The organism is Bifidobacterium sp. M0399, from assembly GCF_016100595.1.
In the GTDB taxonomy this organism is placed as follows: Bacteria; Actinomycetota; Actinomycetes; order Actinomycetales; family Bifidobacteriaceae; genus Bombiscardovia; species Bombiscardovia polysaccharolytica.
Genome location: NZ_JACFSD010000002.1, coordinates 543,059 through 559,942, shown reverse-complemented (window position 1 = coordinate 559,942; position 16,884 = coordinate 543,059). Strand labels below are relative to the sequence as shown.

The window sequence follows — 16,884 nt, the reverse complement described above, 5'->3', positions numbered from 1 at the left end:
TCCACAGGGATGTATTTTTACTGGGTTATCCACAAAAGAGACGCAGTTATTCGCTGAAAATGCACCACTTATCCCCGGAAAAATGGTGTGTTATTCCCAAGGTTTGCCCACATCCGGGGATAAGTAGGTGGATATCTTTTTCTGTCGATCCACAACAGTGTCTGCGTGTCGCATCAATTTTGAGGCTGCTTGAGCCGGACCGTGAGCTCCATGACATAGTTGTAAATCTCTCGCTTTTCCTGCATCTCATTGGAAATACGGGTGTAGGCGTGCATGACTGTGGTGTGATCGCGGCCGCCAAAGACCTCGCCGATGTCCACCAAGGACATGCTGGTCATTTCCCGGGCCAGATACATGGCGATCTGTCGGGCTAGGGCGATGTTCTTGGTGCGCGTACGGCCGACGATATCGTCGAAGGTCAGATGGAAGTACTTGGCTACTTGGGAGATGATGTCAGTGGGCTTGATTTCTACGTCCGTAGAGAAGAAGTCTTGCAGGGTCTGTTCGGCCAGGGCCGTAGTGACCGGCTGATTATTGAGGCTGGCTACGGCCGTGACACGGGTCAGAGCACCCTCAAGCTCTCGGATGTTTTCGGTGAAGCGTTCCGCGATCAGATCCAGAACCTCGTTGGGAATACTGACTCCGTTCATGGAAGCCATCATTCTCAGGATGGCCACCCGTGTCTCCCGATCTGGCGGCTTGACGTCCACAGTCAGACCCGAATCGAAACGCGAGATCAGTCGCGATTCAAAGCCCTTCAGATTCTTGGGGGCCACGTCCGAGGCGATGACGATGCGCTTGTTGGCGTCATGCAGGGCATTAAAGGTGTGGAAGAACTGGTCCAGGGTGGCCTCCTTGCCCCCTAGAAATTGGATGTCATCGATAAGGAGCACATCCACCTGCCGGTAGCGGCGATTGAATTCTGCGATCTGACCCGATCCCTGGGTGGAGTTCTGCAGGGCGTCGATGAATTCGTTGGTGAATTCCTCCGAGTTGACGTATCGGACCTTGAGCGAGGGATCCTTGACCAGGGCATAGTTGCCGATGGCGTTGAGCAGATGGGTCTTGCCCAGGCCTGAGCTGCCGTAGATACACAGGGGGTTGAAATCCTGACCTGATCCTTCGGCCACGGCCAAGGCCACGGTCCGCGCAAAGCGGTTGGAATCGCCCGGGACGAAGGTATCGAAGGTGGCGTTCTTGTTCAGGTGAGTCTGTGGGTCGCGCTCCACCCGGTTCTGGTTCATGGGGAAGCGGGGCACGGTGAAGGCGGGCCGGGATGTGGCTCTTTCTGTCTCGCTCTGCCGATCGGTATTACCGCCTGTCGTTGGCCTTACCACGGAGGAGGGTTCGGATAACTCGGCCTGCATATCCAAGGTCATGGGCACATAGGTGCCCTCGTGGAAGTCATTAGCGGAGACAATCGGGGACTTGGATGTTCCAGGATTCTCGGTCCGCCAGTCCGAGTGGACCTCTGAGCTGGGGGATCGGTCGGTGCCGACCTGACGCTGGTAGTCGTCATAGGGATCCTGAGCAGGACTGGGGACTTGACGGAACTCGCCACTGCCCGGTGCGGAGCCGGCCATGGCGGATGCGCGGTGGTCGTTCTGCTGATCGGCAGCCTTCTGCTTGGCCATCTGCTCCGGGTAGACGATTTTAATAGCCGGGAACATTTCCTGATTGGTGACCAGCTGCAGTGCATTTAAGACGGGCTGGCTGAGCGGTCCCTGCACAGCCTCCTGAGTTGCCTTGGAGGAGACCCGCAAAACGATGGTGGTGCCGAAAACCGCTTCGGGGGTGATGTCCTCCAGCCAGCCCTTGTCCCTGGATGTCAGTGAACTGCTATAGCGGAGCACCTGCAGGACCGAATCCCAGATTCTCTTGGCCTGGGCAGCGGCATCCAGCGGATCCTGCGCCATCAGTGTGCTCCTCTCTTCTTGACGACTGATTGTCCCGGTCTTTCTGCTTCTCTCAAATTCGACAGTAGCCCATTGTTACACCGACTTTGCGCGGTTATCCACAGGATAGCGTGTTGTATCTGCGATGAATGTGAATAACAGTGATGTAATTTGTGGATAAGTGAGGAGGTCCTTTTCCTGCTATGACAGGGTTTGTGAAGGACATGAAGCGGTCCCAATCGGCTGGGTGGTGGAAGCTCGTTTGACTCCGTCCCGGCTCATGTGTACCGTGATATAGCTTGACTCATAACGAGCCGTACTCGAGTATGTCTACACACGGGAGCAACGAATTATGAAGAGGACATTCCAACCCAACAATCGCCGTCGTCACATGAAGCACGGATTCCGCGCTCGCATGCGCACCCGCTCCGGTCGCGCCCTGATCAACCGCCGCCGGGCCAAGGGCCGTCGGACCCTCTCTGCCTGAGTCGGATCCCGATCCTTTTTCAGAAGGTGGAACGGCTGAGGAGCCACCGGCAGTTCACGGCGGTGCTCAGGCGACGCCATCGAGTCAGCAGCAGGGATCTGGTCATACATTATTTGATACCTGGGCTTGACCGGACGGCGACCCCGCTGCCAACGGCACCGGCTGTGCACGAAGGGCGGCATGACATCCTGCCTGCAGGCAGACGCCGCATGGGGCTCGCTGTATCTAAAAATGTGGGCAAGGCCGTGACCAGAAACAAGGTCAAGCGCAGATTCAGGCAACTTGCGGGATTCAAGGAGGACCTGCTGCCATCCTCCTGTGATCTGGTCATGCGCGCCAAACCCAGCGCTGCTACAGCCACCTACAAGCAGCTGGAGGAGCAAGTGGACAGGCTCTTCCGTGACCTCATGCGTAAGTCCGGAAAGACTGCCGGCGGTCTTGATGTACAGGGACAGTCAGGTCCGCAGTTCGCTGGATCCAAGCGTCAACCGGTCCAACAGCTGAAAACCAGTGAAGGATGCCGAGTATGAGCGGCCTGGCCTCCCGGGCTCTGCAGAGCGCAGTCCGCTGGTATCAGCGCCACATCTCACCCTTGTCGCCGCCGAGGTGCCGTTACTACCCGACTTGTTCCCAGTACGCTTTGACCGCCTTGAAGCGGTTCGGGGCCTTGCGCGGAACCATCCTGGCCATTCTGCGGTTATTGCGTTGCACGCCCTTCAACAACGGCGGAATCGATGACGTGCCCCAAAGGTTTTCCATCTTCTATCGGTTCCCGTGGTCCAAGGCTCATGAGGAGGCCCGGCTGACCCCCATGGCCCCAGACAAGGAGACGGCCTGACAATGTTACACAACAACGACACCTTCACCTTCGATACGGGTATATACGGTTTCTTCTACAAGATCCTGTACCCAATCGAGTGGCTCATGACCTACATCATGACCTATTGCCACAAGTTCCTGACCCTGATCGGGTTCCATAAGGGTCCCGGCGTAGCCTGGGCGCTCTCGGTAGTGATGCTGGTGCTGATCGTCAACCTGTGCGTACTGCCGCTCTTCATCAAGCAGCTGCGATCCATGCAAAAAATGCAGGCCCTGCAGCCCAAGCTGATGAAGATCCAGAATAAGTACCGCAACAAGAAGGATCCGGCCAGCCGAGAGGCCATGAGCCGGGAGACCATGAAGGTCTATCAGGACAACCATGCCAACCCCATGGGGTCCTGTCTGCCAGCACTGGTGCAGGGCCCGGTCTTCATGACTATGTTCTATGTGCTTTCGGCTGTGCCCTTCATCGCCCGTGGCAAGCGGGCACCTCTGGGAGCCTTCAATCGACAGGTGGCGCGGGAATTCGAAGAGACCACCTTTTTCGGGCTGCGGATTTCGGACAACTTCATGTCCGCCCAAGGTGCGGGCCGCATAGTCATTGTGGTCTTCATCGTGCTCATGTGCTTGGCCATGTTCTACTCGCAGTTCCATAATGTTCGACGGAACATGCCGAGGTCGGCCATGCAGGGACAGCAGTACAAGATGCAGCAGATGATGGCCTTCATCTTCCCGGTCATGTACATCTTCTCGGGCATCTACTTCCCCTTCGCAGTGCTGATTTACTGGCTGACCAACAACCTTTGGAATCTGGGCCGAACCCTCTTCCAGGTCCGCCATATGCCCACTCCTGGCTCGCCGGCCGCAGAGAGCAAGGAAGAGCGTGACCACCGCCGTGAGAATGCCCGCCGCAAGCGCCAGGGGCTGCCTTCTTTGGAGGAGGAGCAGCTGATGGAGGCCAAGAGGTTGGAAGAGGAAGCCCGCAACAACAAGAACATCTCCCACCAGCGTTCCCAGCCCCACCGCAAACGTCGCGGCCGTTGATGCGGCTACTGGCAGTGGTGGCCGGCGTGGTGACCCGGCTTTCGGTCGGGCGAATACTGGAGTAATCTGCAATCATCACGTCCGTGTATCCTCAATACTGGACACTCGATTGGTGACCAGGAATCCAGTGGGCCTGAGGTTATGAATCGGATGTAAACGCGTGTAAGGAGAGCATAGATGTCTCAGTCTCTGGACCAGGGAAAGACCATCGAGCAACTCAATGAGGAGGCGGATGTCGCCGCCGACTATTTGGAGGGGTTGCTGGACATCGTCGATTACGAGGGCGATATCGAGATGGGGGTGCGCAACCACCGTCCGACCGTACAGATTGTGGCTGACGACGATACGGATATCAAGCATCTGATCGGCAAGGATGGTGAGGTGGTCGATGCTCTTCAGCAGCTGACACGCTTGGCCGTGCAGCAGAAGATAGGGGAGCGTTCCCATCTGATTGTGGATGTGGATGGCTTCCTGCGGCGCAAGCGCGAACATCTTCGCGAACAAGCCCTGGATGTGATTGATGAGGTTCGTGAGACTAGCGACCCTGTCAATATGAAGCCTATGAACTCTTTTGAGCGCAAGATCGTTCATGACATGGTCCGCGAGGAGGGGCTGAAGTCACGTTCCCACGGTGAGGAGCCCCACCGGTACGTCACTGTCTATCTGAAGGCCAAGAGCGAAGACGAAGACCTGCCTGACGATGTTGAGGACGAGCCAGCCGGGTATGACGACTCGCTGGACGTGGATGAAACCGATCAGGTCGTCGATTCGGATGACTACGAGGCTGATGATGATCCTGCGGATGCTGATAGGGAGTGACTGTTAAGCCTCACAGGGCTATGCGTTGATGAAGTGTTCATGACGTCGGCCTTTTTGGATGTGTCCACTGTTTGGTGCGGTCATACTGTCGAGGTTTGTTGTGCTATCTGCCAGCACTGTGCCATTTGGCAGGTGTGTAGTATTGTCTGGCTCATGATTGTGCTTAGTCTGCCATGTTGTTTAATCCTGATTGCTCTTTTGCGTTTGAAAATCATATGGTGGTAACGGTCTTAGAAATGCAGCTATTTTCGATTCTGGCAGTGTGAATATCCTGCTGGATATGACGAGACTGTATAACCCTGTTGTGGTCTGTGGCTTTGGCCGACTGGGCGTGGAAGGTGAATGTGAGGAGTTGAAATGGCTGTTGTGGACGATGAGCTGAACGATAGTCCCCTCTTAAGGCAGGTGCTCGGCGATGCTCTGGTACCCATGCAGCGCTTTCATGAAAAGCTCTTGCGCGAGGGTGTGGAGAGGGGCATCATTGGCCCTCGCGATGAAGACATTATTTGGGAGCGGCACATACTCAATTCAGCGGCTATTGTGCCTTTCGTGCGAGAGCGATTGAGCACTGACAGCCAGACGGCAACGGTGGCGGATATAGGTTCCGGTGGGGGCTTCCCAGGCATTGTACTGGCTGCCTGCCTTCCGCAGTGCAATGTTGTTCTTGTCGAGCCAATGGAGCGGCGTGTGACCTGGTTGCAGGAAGTGGTTGATGAGTTGCACCTGGCTAATGCTGTTGTGATTCGCAAGCGTGCAGAGGATCTGGTTCCACAATCCTCTAAGGCTTCGATCCGGCACAACAAAAAAGGTACACAAAGCCGCCGTCATGGTCGTCGTCGAATAGAGAAACAGTCTGTCTCGGCATACGGCCGTGTTGGCTTTTTAGCCTCGACCGAAGCCAGGAATGCTGACAGCCAACAAGATGTAAATGACCATGACTCTTCGAAGGTGACGGGTGGTGCGGGTCTAGCAGACGTCCAATCCAATCTTTCAATTCCGCAGACTTTTGATGTTGTGACGTGCAGAGCTGTAGCCCCCATGACTAAGCTCGCCGGATGGACCCTGCCGCTTTTAAGATCGAGAGGTCAGCTGATTGCCCTTAAGGGTCGTTCGGCACAAGCTGAGCTGGATAAGGCTGCCAAAGAGATAAAAAAATGTCATGGAGAGAATCCACGGGTTTGCCTAGCTCCAGTCGCACCTGGCCTTGAGGATACCCACGTAGTTCTTGTGGACAAACACTAAAGTACAACACTGGTATGACCTTATTCAATGACTTTGATGCTGAGATGTTGCTCAATCTAAAGAGAAGAATAGACTAGGTAAGATAATAAATTATCAGTATTCAACATAGAGCCTTATCGAATACCTGATTAGAGATAATTGATTTAGCTCTATCAGATCTAAGTAGGCCTTTTCCGGACAACGGCTTAGCCGATACTCATTCGAGGTGAATGGAGTATTAGATTAAGAGGAAAGCAAGCACGCTTGTGTTTTTTATTGTCTGACTCGTGTATGCTTTCACATCAAACATTCTTAGGTTTTTTGATACTCTAGTTTTAGACAACGCCGTAGACAACAGTCAGAACTGGCTATATACAATTAGATTATTTAAAATAAAGATATTATATATTTTGAAAGTAATGCACATCAAAGTACTTATTCGGGTTTGTTGTGCAGGAGGTTTCATTGTATCCTGATGTTGCCGTCCAAGTAGTATTGGAATGATTGTATGGTACCCTATATCTGAGTTCGATATACTGACATCTCTTTCTATCCTTGCATTAAGAGTCTCGGGAGATGTTCTACTTTCGTTGCTGGGGGATCTATGCGTTTACCTACGTCCCTTACTCGACAGTCGAAGTTATGCATCTCTTGCTGTAATCATTTATGTGTTTCTCTTACTTCCAGGCAGTTTATTGTGTCTATCCTTTGTCTCGATCTTCTCGGCTTTCTAAACCGTTCGGTTTTCTCCCTTTCCATAGAAATATCGATAGGGGTATCCTGATTCTTGCAATGCATGAAGATTACATGAGTTATCGATTAAACAGCACAGATTATGTCTCTAAAATAATCCGGAATGGCGAGAATCCCCCTGATGTGGGAGTTGGGGGACAACCGAACCGAGCTATAAGAGAGCTGTTCACCCGCTTCAGATGTGTCCACTAAAGAATGTTTCACGTGAAACATTGAAAAAGGATCTTTTTTATAACCCAACACAAGTAAACTAGGCTTCATTGGTTCCAGCTGTAACTCATCTAGATGACTTAGCACACTGTTATGAGTATGTTCTACAAGAACTTCCATCAGTAACGACTACATTTAGGGCATCTTAGAATATAGCAATATTCGAGGGGGTGCTTCCGGTGGATGATCGCTATGTAGAGATAGATCGTAATGTTTCACGTGAAACAATTAACCCAGAATGAAATAATCAGGATTAGCTTTATGAAAGCGCAGACGAGAGGATATCGAAATATTTTCTGTGTCTTTTTAGTAAAAGTTGTTAAAGGTCTTGCTTCTTAGCTACGTCTCCTTCAATCATAATTTTGCGGAGTAAACTAGAGTCTCCATAAACATAATGAAGTCTTTTGTTTAACAGCACTAAAATACTACTTAAAATTGGCATTTAGTTCTGTTTTCTTGATTCGGCAGCCGTTATTGGAGGTAGATGGATAGATACTGCAAATAAAAGACAAAACTAGGTTAGCTGACTGCGTTAGACGACAATTAACGGGGTAATAATACTGCCCAGGCAGTATAGATGTTTCACGTGAAACCTCCCTCTTGCTGTACGTTTGTATAAGGCTTGTCATCCGAAGGATTTATTTTGGTATTACAGCGGTGTTTATAGCGGCTATCGTACAGATGGATAAGATCATTGAATATAACCATGAATAATGTTGCTTGGTTTGACGAGTTAACAGATTTATAGATTTGTTGCTAATAAGTTATGCACAATTCGGACCTGACCTTCGAATTATCCACATCGTCGTTTGAAGACACTGGAATGGGGTGGGAAGTGCCAGACTTGTCAATAATTACAAGGCAAATCTAATAATCTTGGGTAAGGGCCAGCCGCTGTGGCTCCGTTGGATCTATCCACACTTATCCACAGTTATGAACAGTGACCGTGTATAACTTTCGGCTGTTCTGACATGTCCAACTAGGACGGGAAAATTGAATGGTTATCAAAAGGAGGAAGGTTCGTGACCGCATCGAAGAAGGTGAAACCCGTTTCGGGGAATACCCCGGATATCGGTGAGAAGCCCACGCCAACCGCATCAGGTATGGAGTCGACAACGGATATTCTCAATAGAATATTCGCTGAGGGGACTGGTTCGGTGTCTGGTGCGGAGATGGCAGATCTTTCTGCGCGCTATCAGGCCTTACATCAGGCTGAATTTCCTCACCCTTCAAAAACGCGCTTCATTGCCGTTGCAAATCAAAAAGGCGGGGTAGGGAAAACCACGACCACTGTAAATTTGGCATGTGCTTTTGCTGAATTCGACGAACGTGTGTTGGTAATCGATATGGATCCACAAGGCAACGCTTCTACTGCATTGGGTGTAGCTCATGAATCCGGGACGCCGTCAACATACGACGTGCTCGAGGGTCGTCTTGGGATTGACGACGTTAAGGTAGTATCCCCTCAATTCCCCAACCTAGAGGTTGTACCATCTTCTATTGACCTCAGTGGTGCTGAGCTGGAAGTTGCGGATATGCCCAACCGCAATCAGCTCATGAAGAAAGCGGTTGCTGACTATCTTAAAATCTGCCACCAGCATTATGACTATGTTCTCGTTGATTGCCCTCCTAGTCTCGGATTATTAGTTCTGAATGCCATGTGTTCGGTCAATGAGGTATTGATCCCAGTGCAAGCTGAATACTATGCTCTTGAAGGACTGCAACAATTACTGCATACCATAGGACTTGTTCAGCAAAGCTATAATCCTTATCTCGTAATCTCAACCATGTTGTTGACCATGTATGACAGGCGAACGCTGCTCAGCAAAGAAGTGTTTGATCAAGTCAAGGAACATTATCCAGAGATAGTGCTTAATACGACCATCCCGCGTTCTGTCAAAATCTCTGAGGCTCCCAGCTTCCGGCAAAGCGTTGTCACCTACGACCCTAAAGGAGCTGGCGCTATTGCTTACGAAGAGGCAGCGTTAGAAATCGCCCAGAGATCCGAGCAAGTGTTGGAACATATTGCCAATAGAAGACAGGGGGAGTGAGGACATGACAAGCCGTTCACGGTTAGGCAAGGGCTTGGGGGCTCTATTTCCCGCCCTGCCAGGTGAAGATGACGAAACCAATGCTGACAAAGGCCGTCAGCAAGATAACAAAGTACCGAATTCCGGCAACAAGCAGCCCACTCTTCAGGGCTTGGGTGCTGAATCGGACGGACGACTTCGCAAAGATATAGATGCCTCAGTAGAAGACGAAGCCAAAAGAGAACGCAGTACTACGCATTCGGGGAGCACAAGCACTCAACTAGCGGCTTCGGCAGAGTCTTCAGGGAGCGGTCGTAAACGTTCCAACAAGGGACAAAAGCGTGTCAGCATTTCCGAGTCTCTTAATGAGGATGTTTCACGTGAAACATCCACTTCGAAGAGAACTACAAAGCGTCGGTCAGTCCCGTCCATCAGTAGCCTGGAACACCCAAGTGATCTATTCTTTGGTCCTACGACGACAAATGTTTCACGTGAAACATTGCCGATGATGGGATCGAGTAGGGCTGTCGATCATCGGACAAAAGAGACTCAGCAAAGCGTCAACCGTGCACCTATTGTTGGCAATGCTACTGAGCCGAATAAGACCGAGAGCAATAGCCAAGAGGAGCTGAAACCCGTCCAAGGCGGGTACTTGGCTGAAGTGCGTGTGGACGATATTAGGCCCAATGCTCAGCAACCGCGACAAATCTTCGATGAAGACGAACTGTTGGAGCTTTCACGCTCCATCAAAGAAGTTGGCGTATTGCAGCCCATAGTGGTGCGAAGATCAACTCTTATAGACCGTCCAGGAACAATCAAAAATAAGACAACCTCAGTTGGCGGCGCGGAAAGCAAATCCGGAGCAATTGGCGCTAAGACCGGTGAGGAACAATCGAGTCAGCTTTCAAATCAGAGGGAAGCGGGTCTACAGCAAACAACCCATTATGAGATCATAATGGGTGAGCGTCGTTGGCGTGCTACTCGATTGGCTGGTCTGGATACCATACCTGCAATTGTGAAAACAACGAGCGACGACACCATGTTGCGTGATGCTTTGCTCGAGAATCTCCATAGAGTGGCTCTTAATCCGTTGGAAGAAGCAGCCGCTTATCAGCAAATGATTGATGAGTTCGGCTTGACTCAGGACGGCTTGTCTAAGTCAATCTCTAAGTCCAGGCCTCAGATCACGAACACACTTCGCTTGTTAAAATTGCCCCCTAGTGTGCAGAAAAAAGTAAGCTCAGGTGTGTTGTCAGCTGGGCATGCTCGCGCCTTGCTTACTTTGCCGGATGAAAAGTCTATGACTACTCTGGCAGACAAGATCATTGCTGAAGGTCTGTCGGTAAGATCTACTGAGGAACTTGTCGCCTTGCAGACTGGACAGACGAAGAAGAAAGCAAAGAAGCCTAGGGTAAACGCCTGGGCTGACAGTCCTGTACGCCAGGATCTGGAAAGCCACTTTGATACCAAGGTGGCCATCAAGGGCACTAAAAAGCACGGGAAAATAGAAATCGTGTTTTCTTCGCCTGAAGACATGGACCGCATTGTAGCCATTCTCTTGGAAAAGAATCAATCTGCAAGTAATGACAGTCATTCTGGCGATAAAGGCTGGGTTTGATCCCATTCTGGAAGTGAGACTTCAGGGTTTGCTCATCCGAACCTTGCTGTTAATTGAGCGATTGCTTCATAGCCCGATCGAGTTTGGTATGAGCTGATGAGCAATCGCTGAAATTACCTTAAGGCCAGAATGATTGGGAAAGTCGGAATGATTGGGCGTCCTAGGTATGTCCGATTCACTGACCAGATATATCTGTGCGGAAAAGTTTGATAAATAGCATGGAGCTGGCAAACAGTCGGCCGCAAAGAGTTGGATTGCGAATCGCTAGAGCCTGGTCACCCAGGTCATTTTGTCGGGCAGCTGTGTCTGGTTAGATTGGTCTCTCGCCTTCATAGTTGTCAGTAGTGTGATAGGTATATTCAATCGTAAGATATCCAGTTAGTCGTTGGTGAGAGGCCACTTAGTCGGCCATGATGGAACTTCTGTTTTTGTGTTTGTCATTTGGTAGGTAATAAGCCCTCGCTTTGTGCGGCTTTTCACTGAAGTTGGTCTTAGTCATTGAGGTGGGGTGACCAATTCGGGCAGCGTAACTTTGGGAATTCTAGTTGTGCGTTAGAGGGGAGGGGGCTCTGTTGTGGAAAGTTGCGTCAGTGGGAAGTAACTTGCGTCAGCAGAGGATGATTTAAGAAGCTGTAGGGTAGGAAATGTTCTTGTTGAGTAGGGTGTCCGCTGGCAGTCAATGGAGAAATAAAAGCAAACTAAGTAGGCAGCTGCGCATAATCGATAAACGAAGTGCCTGGCAATCGTAAACTGCCAGGCACGTGAATTCATGTTTGTGGGGGTGCGTATCGAGTTCTATCGGTTATCCAAACTCGTAAGATATTCCTGAGCATCTAAAGCAGCACGACAACCCATGCCGGCCGCAGAGATGGCCTGACGATAGATCTTGTCGGTGACATCACCAGCGGCAAAGACTCCAGGTGTAGAAGTCTTCGTTGACCCACCTTCGACCAGGATATAGCCGTCCTGATCCAGATCAACTTGGCCATTAAGGAAAGCGGTCTGAGGGGTGAATCCAATGGCGACAAAGACTCCATTAGCTGGAATAGTGGATTGCTGGTCAGTGGCTGTATTGCGGACATCCAAAGAGGTTACGCCGCTATCGTCGCCGTTGATCCGTGTAACGACTGAATCAAGAAGGAAGTTGATCTTGTCATTGGCCTTGGCACGGTCCACCATGATTTTTGAAGCGCGGAAGCCTTGGCGACGGTGGATCAGTGTGACAGAAGAACCAAAGCGGGTCAGGAAGTCCGCGTCACCCATGGCAGAGTCGCCTCCACCAACGACTACAATGGGCTTGTCCTTGAAAAAGAAGCCATCGCATGTGGCGCAGTAGGATACCCCTCGTCCTGAAAACTCGCGCTCGCCGGGGATTTCCAATTTACGATATTGCGAGCCAGTGGTGATGACGACGACTCGAGCTTGATATTCCTCGCCGCCATCGGTGGTGATCCGCTTGACGTCTCCGCTCAAGTCAACTGAAACAACATCATCGTATTCAATCTGAGCACCAAAATGTTCGGCCTGATCGCGCATCTGATCCATCAGATCGGGGCCGAGTACTGCTTTGGGGAATCCAGGGAAGTTCTCTACTTCCGTCGTGTTCATAAGCTGACCGCCGGGCGTTAGGGCTCCTGCAATAACGAGTGGAGCATATCCAGCCCTGCCAAGATAAATGGCGGCGGTGTAACCTGCGGGTCCGGACCCTATAACAATCGCATCATGAACAGTTTGCTTCATAACGCTACTGTATCCATTCAGGATGACCGAGTCACATGCGGTGGGCGAAAAGGGCGCTTGTTATCTCACAGTAAGCTCGGTTCTGACACCGGCAGGCTATTCTTGAATCATGGAGAAAACTGTGATAGTCGCCATCCTAACCAATCTTGGGACGATTCTGGTGCTGATCTGGTTTATGCTCCGAGTTGACCGTTTGCTGCGGGAGCATCCCAGCCATCAAACAGATGATAAGAGCGGGGATGACAGCTGGCATAGCTGGCGTTTTTGGAACCCACCAAGCCCTGATGACAATGACGACGAGTTGGATGCTGATTCTCTGACAACAGACAAAAGCCTTGGGGCCGATGAAGATATGACTGCTGGGAGTAGCGAACGATATTCATCATCAATTCAAGAAGAACCTGTTGAAAGTTCTTGGCGCGCATCGGACAAGAACAAGGAAAGCAAAAGAGACAAGTAGGGAATATCCGGCTAGCTAGGTCGTAGACGATTCAATCTCGGTGGGTACGGTTTCAATTGTTTGTTCGGTCTTACGAAAGTATGGTCTTTTAATAAGGACGGCTGCGCCTGTACATATGTATCCACTGACCTGCAAGGTGTCTATTGGCTTTTAATGGGCTTAGGATGGTAGCGGGGGAGCGAGCCGGCCGTAAGCGATATGACTCGGTCAGTGAATTCGGATAGGAAGATCGTGTTCGCAGCGATGAGGACGAACGAATTGGGGTCAATGAATTGATGCAGCAATGCCGGTGATGGCATTGCGATTTACCGATGCGAGCTCAGTGCTCGTTCGAAGTTCTTGATGACACAGTAGCGATGGCTCGCTTTTCGAAGATGGAAAAGCAGAGATGCCTATAATTAGATGCCTATAACTATATGTAATCAAGTCTGCTTGATAAACATCTTGGGTAAACCTATCTTGTGTTGACTGATATAGACCCTGTAGCGTCGCAATCCTATCAAGGTTGTCTTCATTGTTATCTGACTCATATCTTTATTAGACTCGCACTTTTGGCGGGCAACATTCGCAGCCGGTCATAGGTGTTGTATCGTGTGGGACTCTCGCAGGAGTCGACGAAGTAAGTTGATCATCACAGAATGTTTCACGTGAAACATTCGATACCGACCACGATTGCATGCATGGATGTGGGGCGATACAGCAGTCTATTGTGAGTTGAATCTTGGAGAGTGACTAGCCATTCTGACACCGGCCATTTATTGGATTGCATCTCTTATGCGAGTCAACCTAGCCGACAATATAAAAACAGGGACCTGATTGAACAAATCTCTCAATCGAAGTTGGCTTCAATGTTGGTTTCAATGTTGGCTTTGGCGGAATAGTAAGGGGGGGGGATAGGAGAGCAAAGGAGAAGCTGGGAGTCGAGATTAGCAAATAGGGGGAAAGGAAATAACTGACGATGAATGGTGGATGATGAATGGTGAATAACAGGTATTTGGCTCCAGAGAAGAATGATGCTGAGAATAATGAACGCAGAATAGAACATCGGGTTTAATGATTACAAACTGTTAGTTCGTGCTGTGCGCAGTGTGCTCGTCTTACGCACTATTAGCTCTGCCTATGTTTGCAAACTACGTATATTACAAGTCCGCGTGATGCATATAGCGCAACTTGCATGCCATGCATCATGCGGGCTTCGCTCGTGCCTGCTGAATGGTAGGCAGAACCAGGCAGGCTTTGTGGTTTCAGTCGGTTCGTTTTTGATCCAAAACCGATTGAACCAATGCAGTGTATAGCTCTGGCAGGTTGTAGCCGGCGGCCAGGGCTGATTGCGGCAGAAGCGAGGTGTCCGTCATGCCGGGCGCCACGTTGGACTCCAGGAATTGCGGCTGACCCTGGGCATCGACGATGAAGTCGGTGCGTGAGATATCGCGGAGTCCCAAAGCCCGGTGGGCGGTCAATGCAGCATCGCTCACAGCCTGTGTGGTTTTGGCATCCAGTCGGGCCGGAACATAAAACTCCGTCGGACCGGGGGTGGAGCGAGCCTCGAAGTCGTAGGTACCTGAGGGAGTCCAGATTTCGAGCGGAGGCAGAACCAGGGGGTGTCCGTCAAATTCGAGGATGGAGACGGAGACTTCAGTGCCCGTTACAGCCTGTTCGATCAGGGCCACATCACCGTAGGCGAAGCAGTTGATCAACGCCTGAGTGAGCTGACTCTGTTCAGTTACCATGGTGCAACCCATGGCTGAGCCGCCCATGGTGGGCTTGATGAAGAGCGGGAGTCCCAGCGAACCTAGAAGCATGTCGATAACGGGTTCGACTCCCAGCTCGCGGAACATGGATTCGGGCAGCGTCACGGAATGTGGCGTCTGCAATCCGGCCATGCGGACAACGTTCTTGGCGATGGGTTTGCTCCAGGCGGTCCGGGAGGCCTTGGCTCGGGATCCGATGTATGGCAATTCAGCCATCTCCAAGACATCACGGATGGAGCCGTCTTCGCCGTTGGCGCCGTGCAGCAAAGGCCAGACCAGATCAGGGCGGGTCGATTCGTCGGTCAGGTAGGGCAGGAGCGAGCCGTCCATGTCGTGGACGTGGACCGTCCATCCGGCCTCCTCCAGGAATCCTTGGACTCGATGGCCCGAGCTTATGGAGATATCGCGCTCATGGCTGAGGCCGCCGCAGATAACCAAAAGCGACTTATCGGCACGCTTGGTGGCCTTGCTCGCCAGAGATAGGACATCGTCCATGGTGACCGGCGTGGCCTCGCGGATGGAGCGATGCGAGGTTCGCCTCGCTCTTTTGACCACTTCGCCAGTAGCCGTGGACGCAGTGTTGGCCGGGCTGGCGGCTGTGGTCGTCGTTGCGCTCGCGGTTGTCTTGGCCTTGCCGACTGCCGGGGTTTTGCCGCCGGTCTGTTGCCGTGGTGTCTTGCTGTGCTTGGCCGCCATGATTCAGCCCCTTTCCTTGCCGCTGTCGGGCTCGAACAGCCGGACGGTGGCGAGTTCATTCTCGATGACCGTGGACAGTCTGCGTATTCCCTCTCGGATCCGATCGGGAGTGGGGTAACAGAAGGACAGGCGCATATGGTCCGCGCCCTCCCCGTTATCGTAGAAGGCTGTGCCGGACACGTAAGCCACCTTGGCGGTGATTGCCCTAGGCAGCATCTCCTTGGCGTTGAGCCCCTGGGGTATCTTCAGCCAGATGTAGAAGCCACCCTTGGGCTTGAGCCATGAACAGTAGGGCAGGTATTCCTTCAAAGCCTCATCCATGGCATCGCAGCGTTCCTTGTACATCCCCCGGTAATCGTTGATCTGCGATTTCCAGTCGAAGTTGTCCAGATAGGTGGTGATGGTCATCTGGCTCATGTTGGAAGGACAAAGGATGGCTGACTCGTTGGCAAGAACCAGCTTCTGTCGGATGCCAGGAGGCGCGACCATCCAGGCCACTCGCATGCCCGGAGCGATGATCTTGGAGAAGCTGCTCAGGTAAACAATGCCCTCGGAGTCGTAAGAGCGCAGGGCCGGATAAGTTTGGCCGTCGAAGGCCAACAGTCCATAAGGATTGTCCTCCACGATGAGCACATGGTACTTTCGGGCGATCTCGATGACTCGTGGACGCCGCTCGACGCTCATGGTGGCGCCGGCTGGGTTATGGAAGTTGGGCACAGTGTAGAGGAACTTGACCGCCTTGCCCTGGCGGCGCTGCTCCAGAATGGTCTCCTCCAGAGCCTCGGGAATCAGTCCGTCTCCGTCCATGGCCACATTGACCACATCGACCTGGAAGGATTGGAAGACGCCCAATGCACCTACATAGTTGGGTGCCTCAGCCAGCACCACATCGCCGGGGTCGCACATGATCCTGGTGATCAGGTCCAGTCCCGACTGGGAACCGTTGACGATAACCACATCATCCGGCTGGACGTCCTTGATGCCTTCCAGCTCCATAATGGGCAGCACGTCTTCGCGCAGATGGGGATCGCCCTGCGCTGACCCATACTGCCAGGCCACCTGGCCCTTGCTCCGCAGCATGTCGCCAAGCTGATCGGCCAACTTATCGAAAGGCATCCGGCCCAGGTAGGGCATACCGCCGGCCAGGGAGACCACCTCGGGCCGATTGGCCACGGCGAAGAGGGCGCGAATCTCGGAGGCGCGCATCTTCTCGGCTCGTTTTGCATAGGAGCTATACCAAGGATCATTCTTGATGACCTTGGACGCGATATTGGGATCATCCGCCATAACTGACTTCCGCCTTCCTGCCGCCGTTGTCTAAGGAAACTGTATTACCTGCGG

12 protein-coding genes and 1 pseudogene are annotated in these 16,884 nt (G+C 52.0%); 9 read left to right on the top strand and 4 right to left on the bottom strand.

Going from position 1 to position 16,884, the window contains the following annotated elements; all coding sequences use genetic code 11:
* Positions 1-173 precede the first annotated feature (173 nt).
* Positions 174-1,916, bottom strand: a complete 1,743-nt coding sequence (dnaA, locus tag H3V09_RS06905) for a chromosomal replication initiator protein DnaA (protein ID WP_198191158.1) — start codon at positions 1,914-1,916, stop codon at positions 174-176.
* Between the two features lie 331 nt (positions 1,917-2,247).
* Between dnaA and rpmH the strand changes: the two genes are divergently transcribed.
* The 8 genes and pseudogenes from rpmH to H3V09_RS06865 all read left to right on the top strand — a co-directional run bounded on the left by rpmH (position 2,248) and on the right by H3V09_RS06865 (position 10,896).
* Positions 2,248-2,382 carry a 50S ribosomal protein L34 gene (gene rpmH, locus H3V09_RS06900; protein WP_015022700.1) on the top strand — a complete coding sequence of 45 codons (135 nt, stop codon included), beginning with the start codon at positions 2,248-2,250 and terminating at the stop codon, positions 2,380-2,382.
* A gap of 26 nt (positions 2,383-2,408) precedes the next feature.
* Positions 2,409-2,801: pseudogene (rnpA, locus tag H3V09_RS06895) on the top strand (ribonuclease P protein component); the annotation flags it as partial.
* 107 nt (positions 2,802-2,908) lie between these two features.
* On the top strand, positions 2,909-3,220 hold the full coding sequence (gene yidD, locus H3V09_RS06890; RefSeq protein WP_198191160.1) for a membrane protein insertion efficiency factor YidD: 312 nt from the start codon (positions 2,909-2,911) through the stop codon (positions 3,218-3,220).
* 2 nt (positions 3,221-3,222) lie between these two features.
* Positions 3,223-4,245: a membrane protein insertase YidC gene (yidC, locus tag H3V09_RS06885; RefSeq protein WP_198191161.1), complete on the top strand. Its 1,023-nt coding sequence runs from the start codon at positions 3,223-3,225 to the stop codon at positions 4,243-4,245.
* A gap of 177 nt (positions 4,246-4,422) precedes the next feature.
* Positions 4,423-5,064, top strand: coding sequence for a Jag family protein (locus H3V09_RS06880; protein WP_046323568.1), 642 nt, complete (start codon positions 4,423-4,425; stop codon positions 5,062-5,064).
* 357 nt (positions 5,065-5,421) lie between these two features.
* Complete coding sequence (locus H3V09_RS06875; protein WP_046323567.1) at positions 5,422-6,306, top strand: 16S rRNA (guanine(527)-N(7))-methyltransferase RsmG; 885 nt, start codon at positions 5,422-5,424, stop codon at positions 6,304-6,306.
* Positions 6,307-8,351: 2,045 nt separating this feature from the next.
* Positions 8,352-9,299 (top strand): ParA family protein, encoded by a 948-nt coding sequence (locus H3V09_RS06870; protein ID WP_046323942.1) that lies wholly within the window; start codon positions 8,352-8,354, stop codon positions 9,297-9,299.
* Positions 9,300-9,303: 4 nt separating this feature from the next.
* A complete protein-coding gene (locus tag H3V09_RS06865) occupies positions 9,304-10,896 on the top strand; it encodes a ParB/RepB/Spo0J family partition protein (RefSeq protein WP_198191162.1) in 1,593 nt (530 codons plus the stop codon).
* A 795-nt stretch (positions 10,897-11,691) separates the two neighbouring features.
* Here the strand turns inward: H3V09_RS06865 and trxB are convergent.
* Positions 11,692-12,636 (bottom strand): thioredoxin-disulfide reductase, encoded by a 945-nt coding sequence (trxB, locus tag H3V09_RS06860; protein WP_198191163.1) that lies wholly within the window; start codon positions 12,634-12,636, stop codon positions 11,692-11,694.
* Positions 12,637-12,745: 109 nt separating this feature from the next.
* Here trxB and H3V09_RS06855 point away from each other — a divergent pair, with 109 nt between their 5' ends.
* Entirely contained in the window at positions 12,746-13,096 is a 351-nt protein-coding gene (locus H3V09_RS06855; RefSeq protein WP_198191164.1) for a hypothetical protein, read from the top strand.
* 1,244 nt (positions 13,097-14,340) lie between these two features.
* On the opposite strand, the gene H3V09_RS06850 is transcribed toward H3V09_RS06855, so the two are convergent.
* Both H3V09_RS06850 and H3V09_RS06845 read right to left on the bottom strand, forming a co-directional pair.
* Positions 14,341-15,543, bottom strand: a complete 1,203-nt coding sequence (locus H3V09_RS06850; protein ID WP_198191165.1) for a D-alanine--D-alanine ligase family protein — start codon at positions 15,541-15,543, stop codon at positions 14,341-14,343.
* 3 nt (positions 15,544-15,546) lie between these two features.
* Complete coding sequence (locus tag H3V09_RS06845; protein WP_198191166.1) at positions 15,547-16,830, bottom strand: aminotransferase-like domain-containing protein; 1,284 nt, start codon at positions 16,828-16,830, stop codon at positions 15,547-15,549.
* Between the last annotated feature and the right edge of the window lie 54 nt (positions 16,831-16,884).

Coding starts and splice junctions, on each gene's coding strand:
- dnaA (WP_198191158.1), bottom strand. CDS start 1,916: ATGGCGCAGGATCCGCTGGATGCCGCTGCCCAGGCCAAGAGAATCTGG.
- rpmH (WP_015022700.1), top strand. CDS start 2,248: ATGAAGAGGACATTCCAACCCAACAATCGCCGTCGTCACATGAAGCAC.
- yidD (WP_198191160.1), top strand. CDS start 2,909: ATGAGCGGCCTGGCCTCCCGGGCTCTGCAGAGCGCAGTCCGCTGGTAT.
- yidC (WP_198191161.1), top strand. CDS start 3,223: ATGTTACACAACAACGACACCTTCACCTTCGATACGGGTATATACGGT.
- H3V09_RS06880 (WP_046323568.1), top strand. CDS start 4,423: ATGTCTCAGTCTCTGGACCAGGGAAAGACCATCGAGCAACTCAATGAG.
- H3V09_RS06875 (WP_046323567.1), top strand. CDS start 5,422: ATGGCTGTTGTGGACGATGAGCTGAACGATAGTCCCCTCTTAAGGCAG.
- H3V09_RS06870 (WP_046323942.1), top strand. CDS start 8,352: ATGGAGTCGACAACGGATATTCTCAATAGAATATTCGCTGAGGGGACT.
- H3V09_RS06865 (WP_198191162.1), top strand. CDS start 9,304: ATGACAAGCCGTTCACGGTTAGGCAAGGGCTTGGGGGCTCTATTTCCC.
- trxB (WP_198191163.1), bottom strand. CDS start 12,636: ATGAAGCAAACTGTTCATGATGCGATTGTTATAGGGTCCGGACCCGCA.
- H3V09_RS06855 (WP_198191164.1), top strand. CDS start 12,746: ATGGAGAAAACTGTGATAGTCGCCATCCTAACCAATCTTGGGACGATT.
- H3V09_RS06850 (WP_198191165.1), bottom strand. CDS start 15,543: ATGGCGGCCAAGCACAGCAAGACACCACGGCAACAGACCGGCGGCAAA.
- H3V09_RS06845 (WP_198191166.1), bottom strand. CDS start 16,830: ATGGCGGATGATCCCAATATCGCGTCCAAGGTCATCAAGAATGATCCT.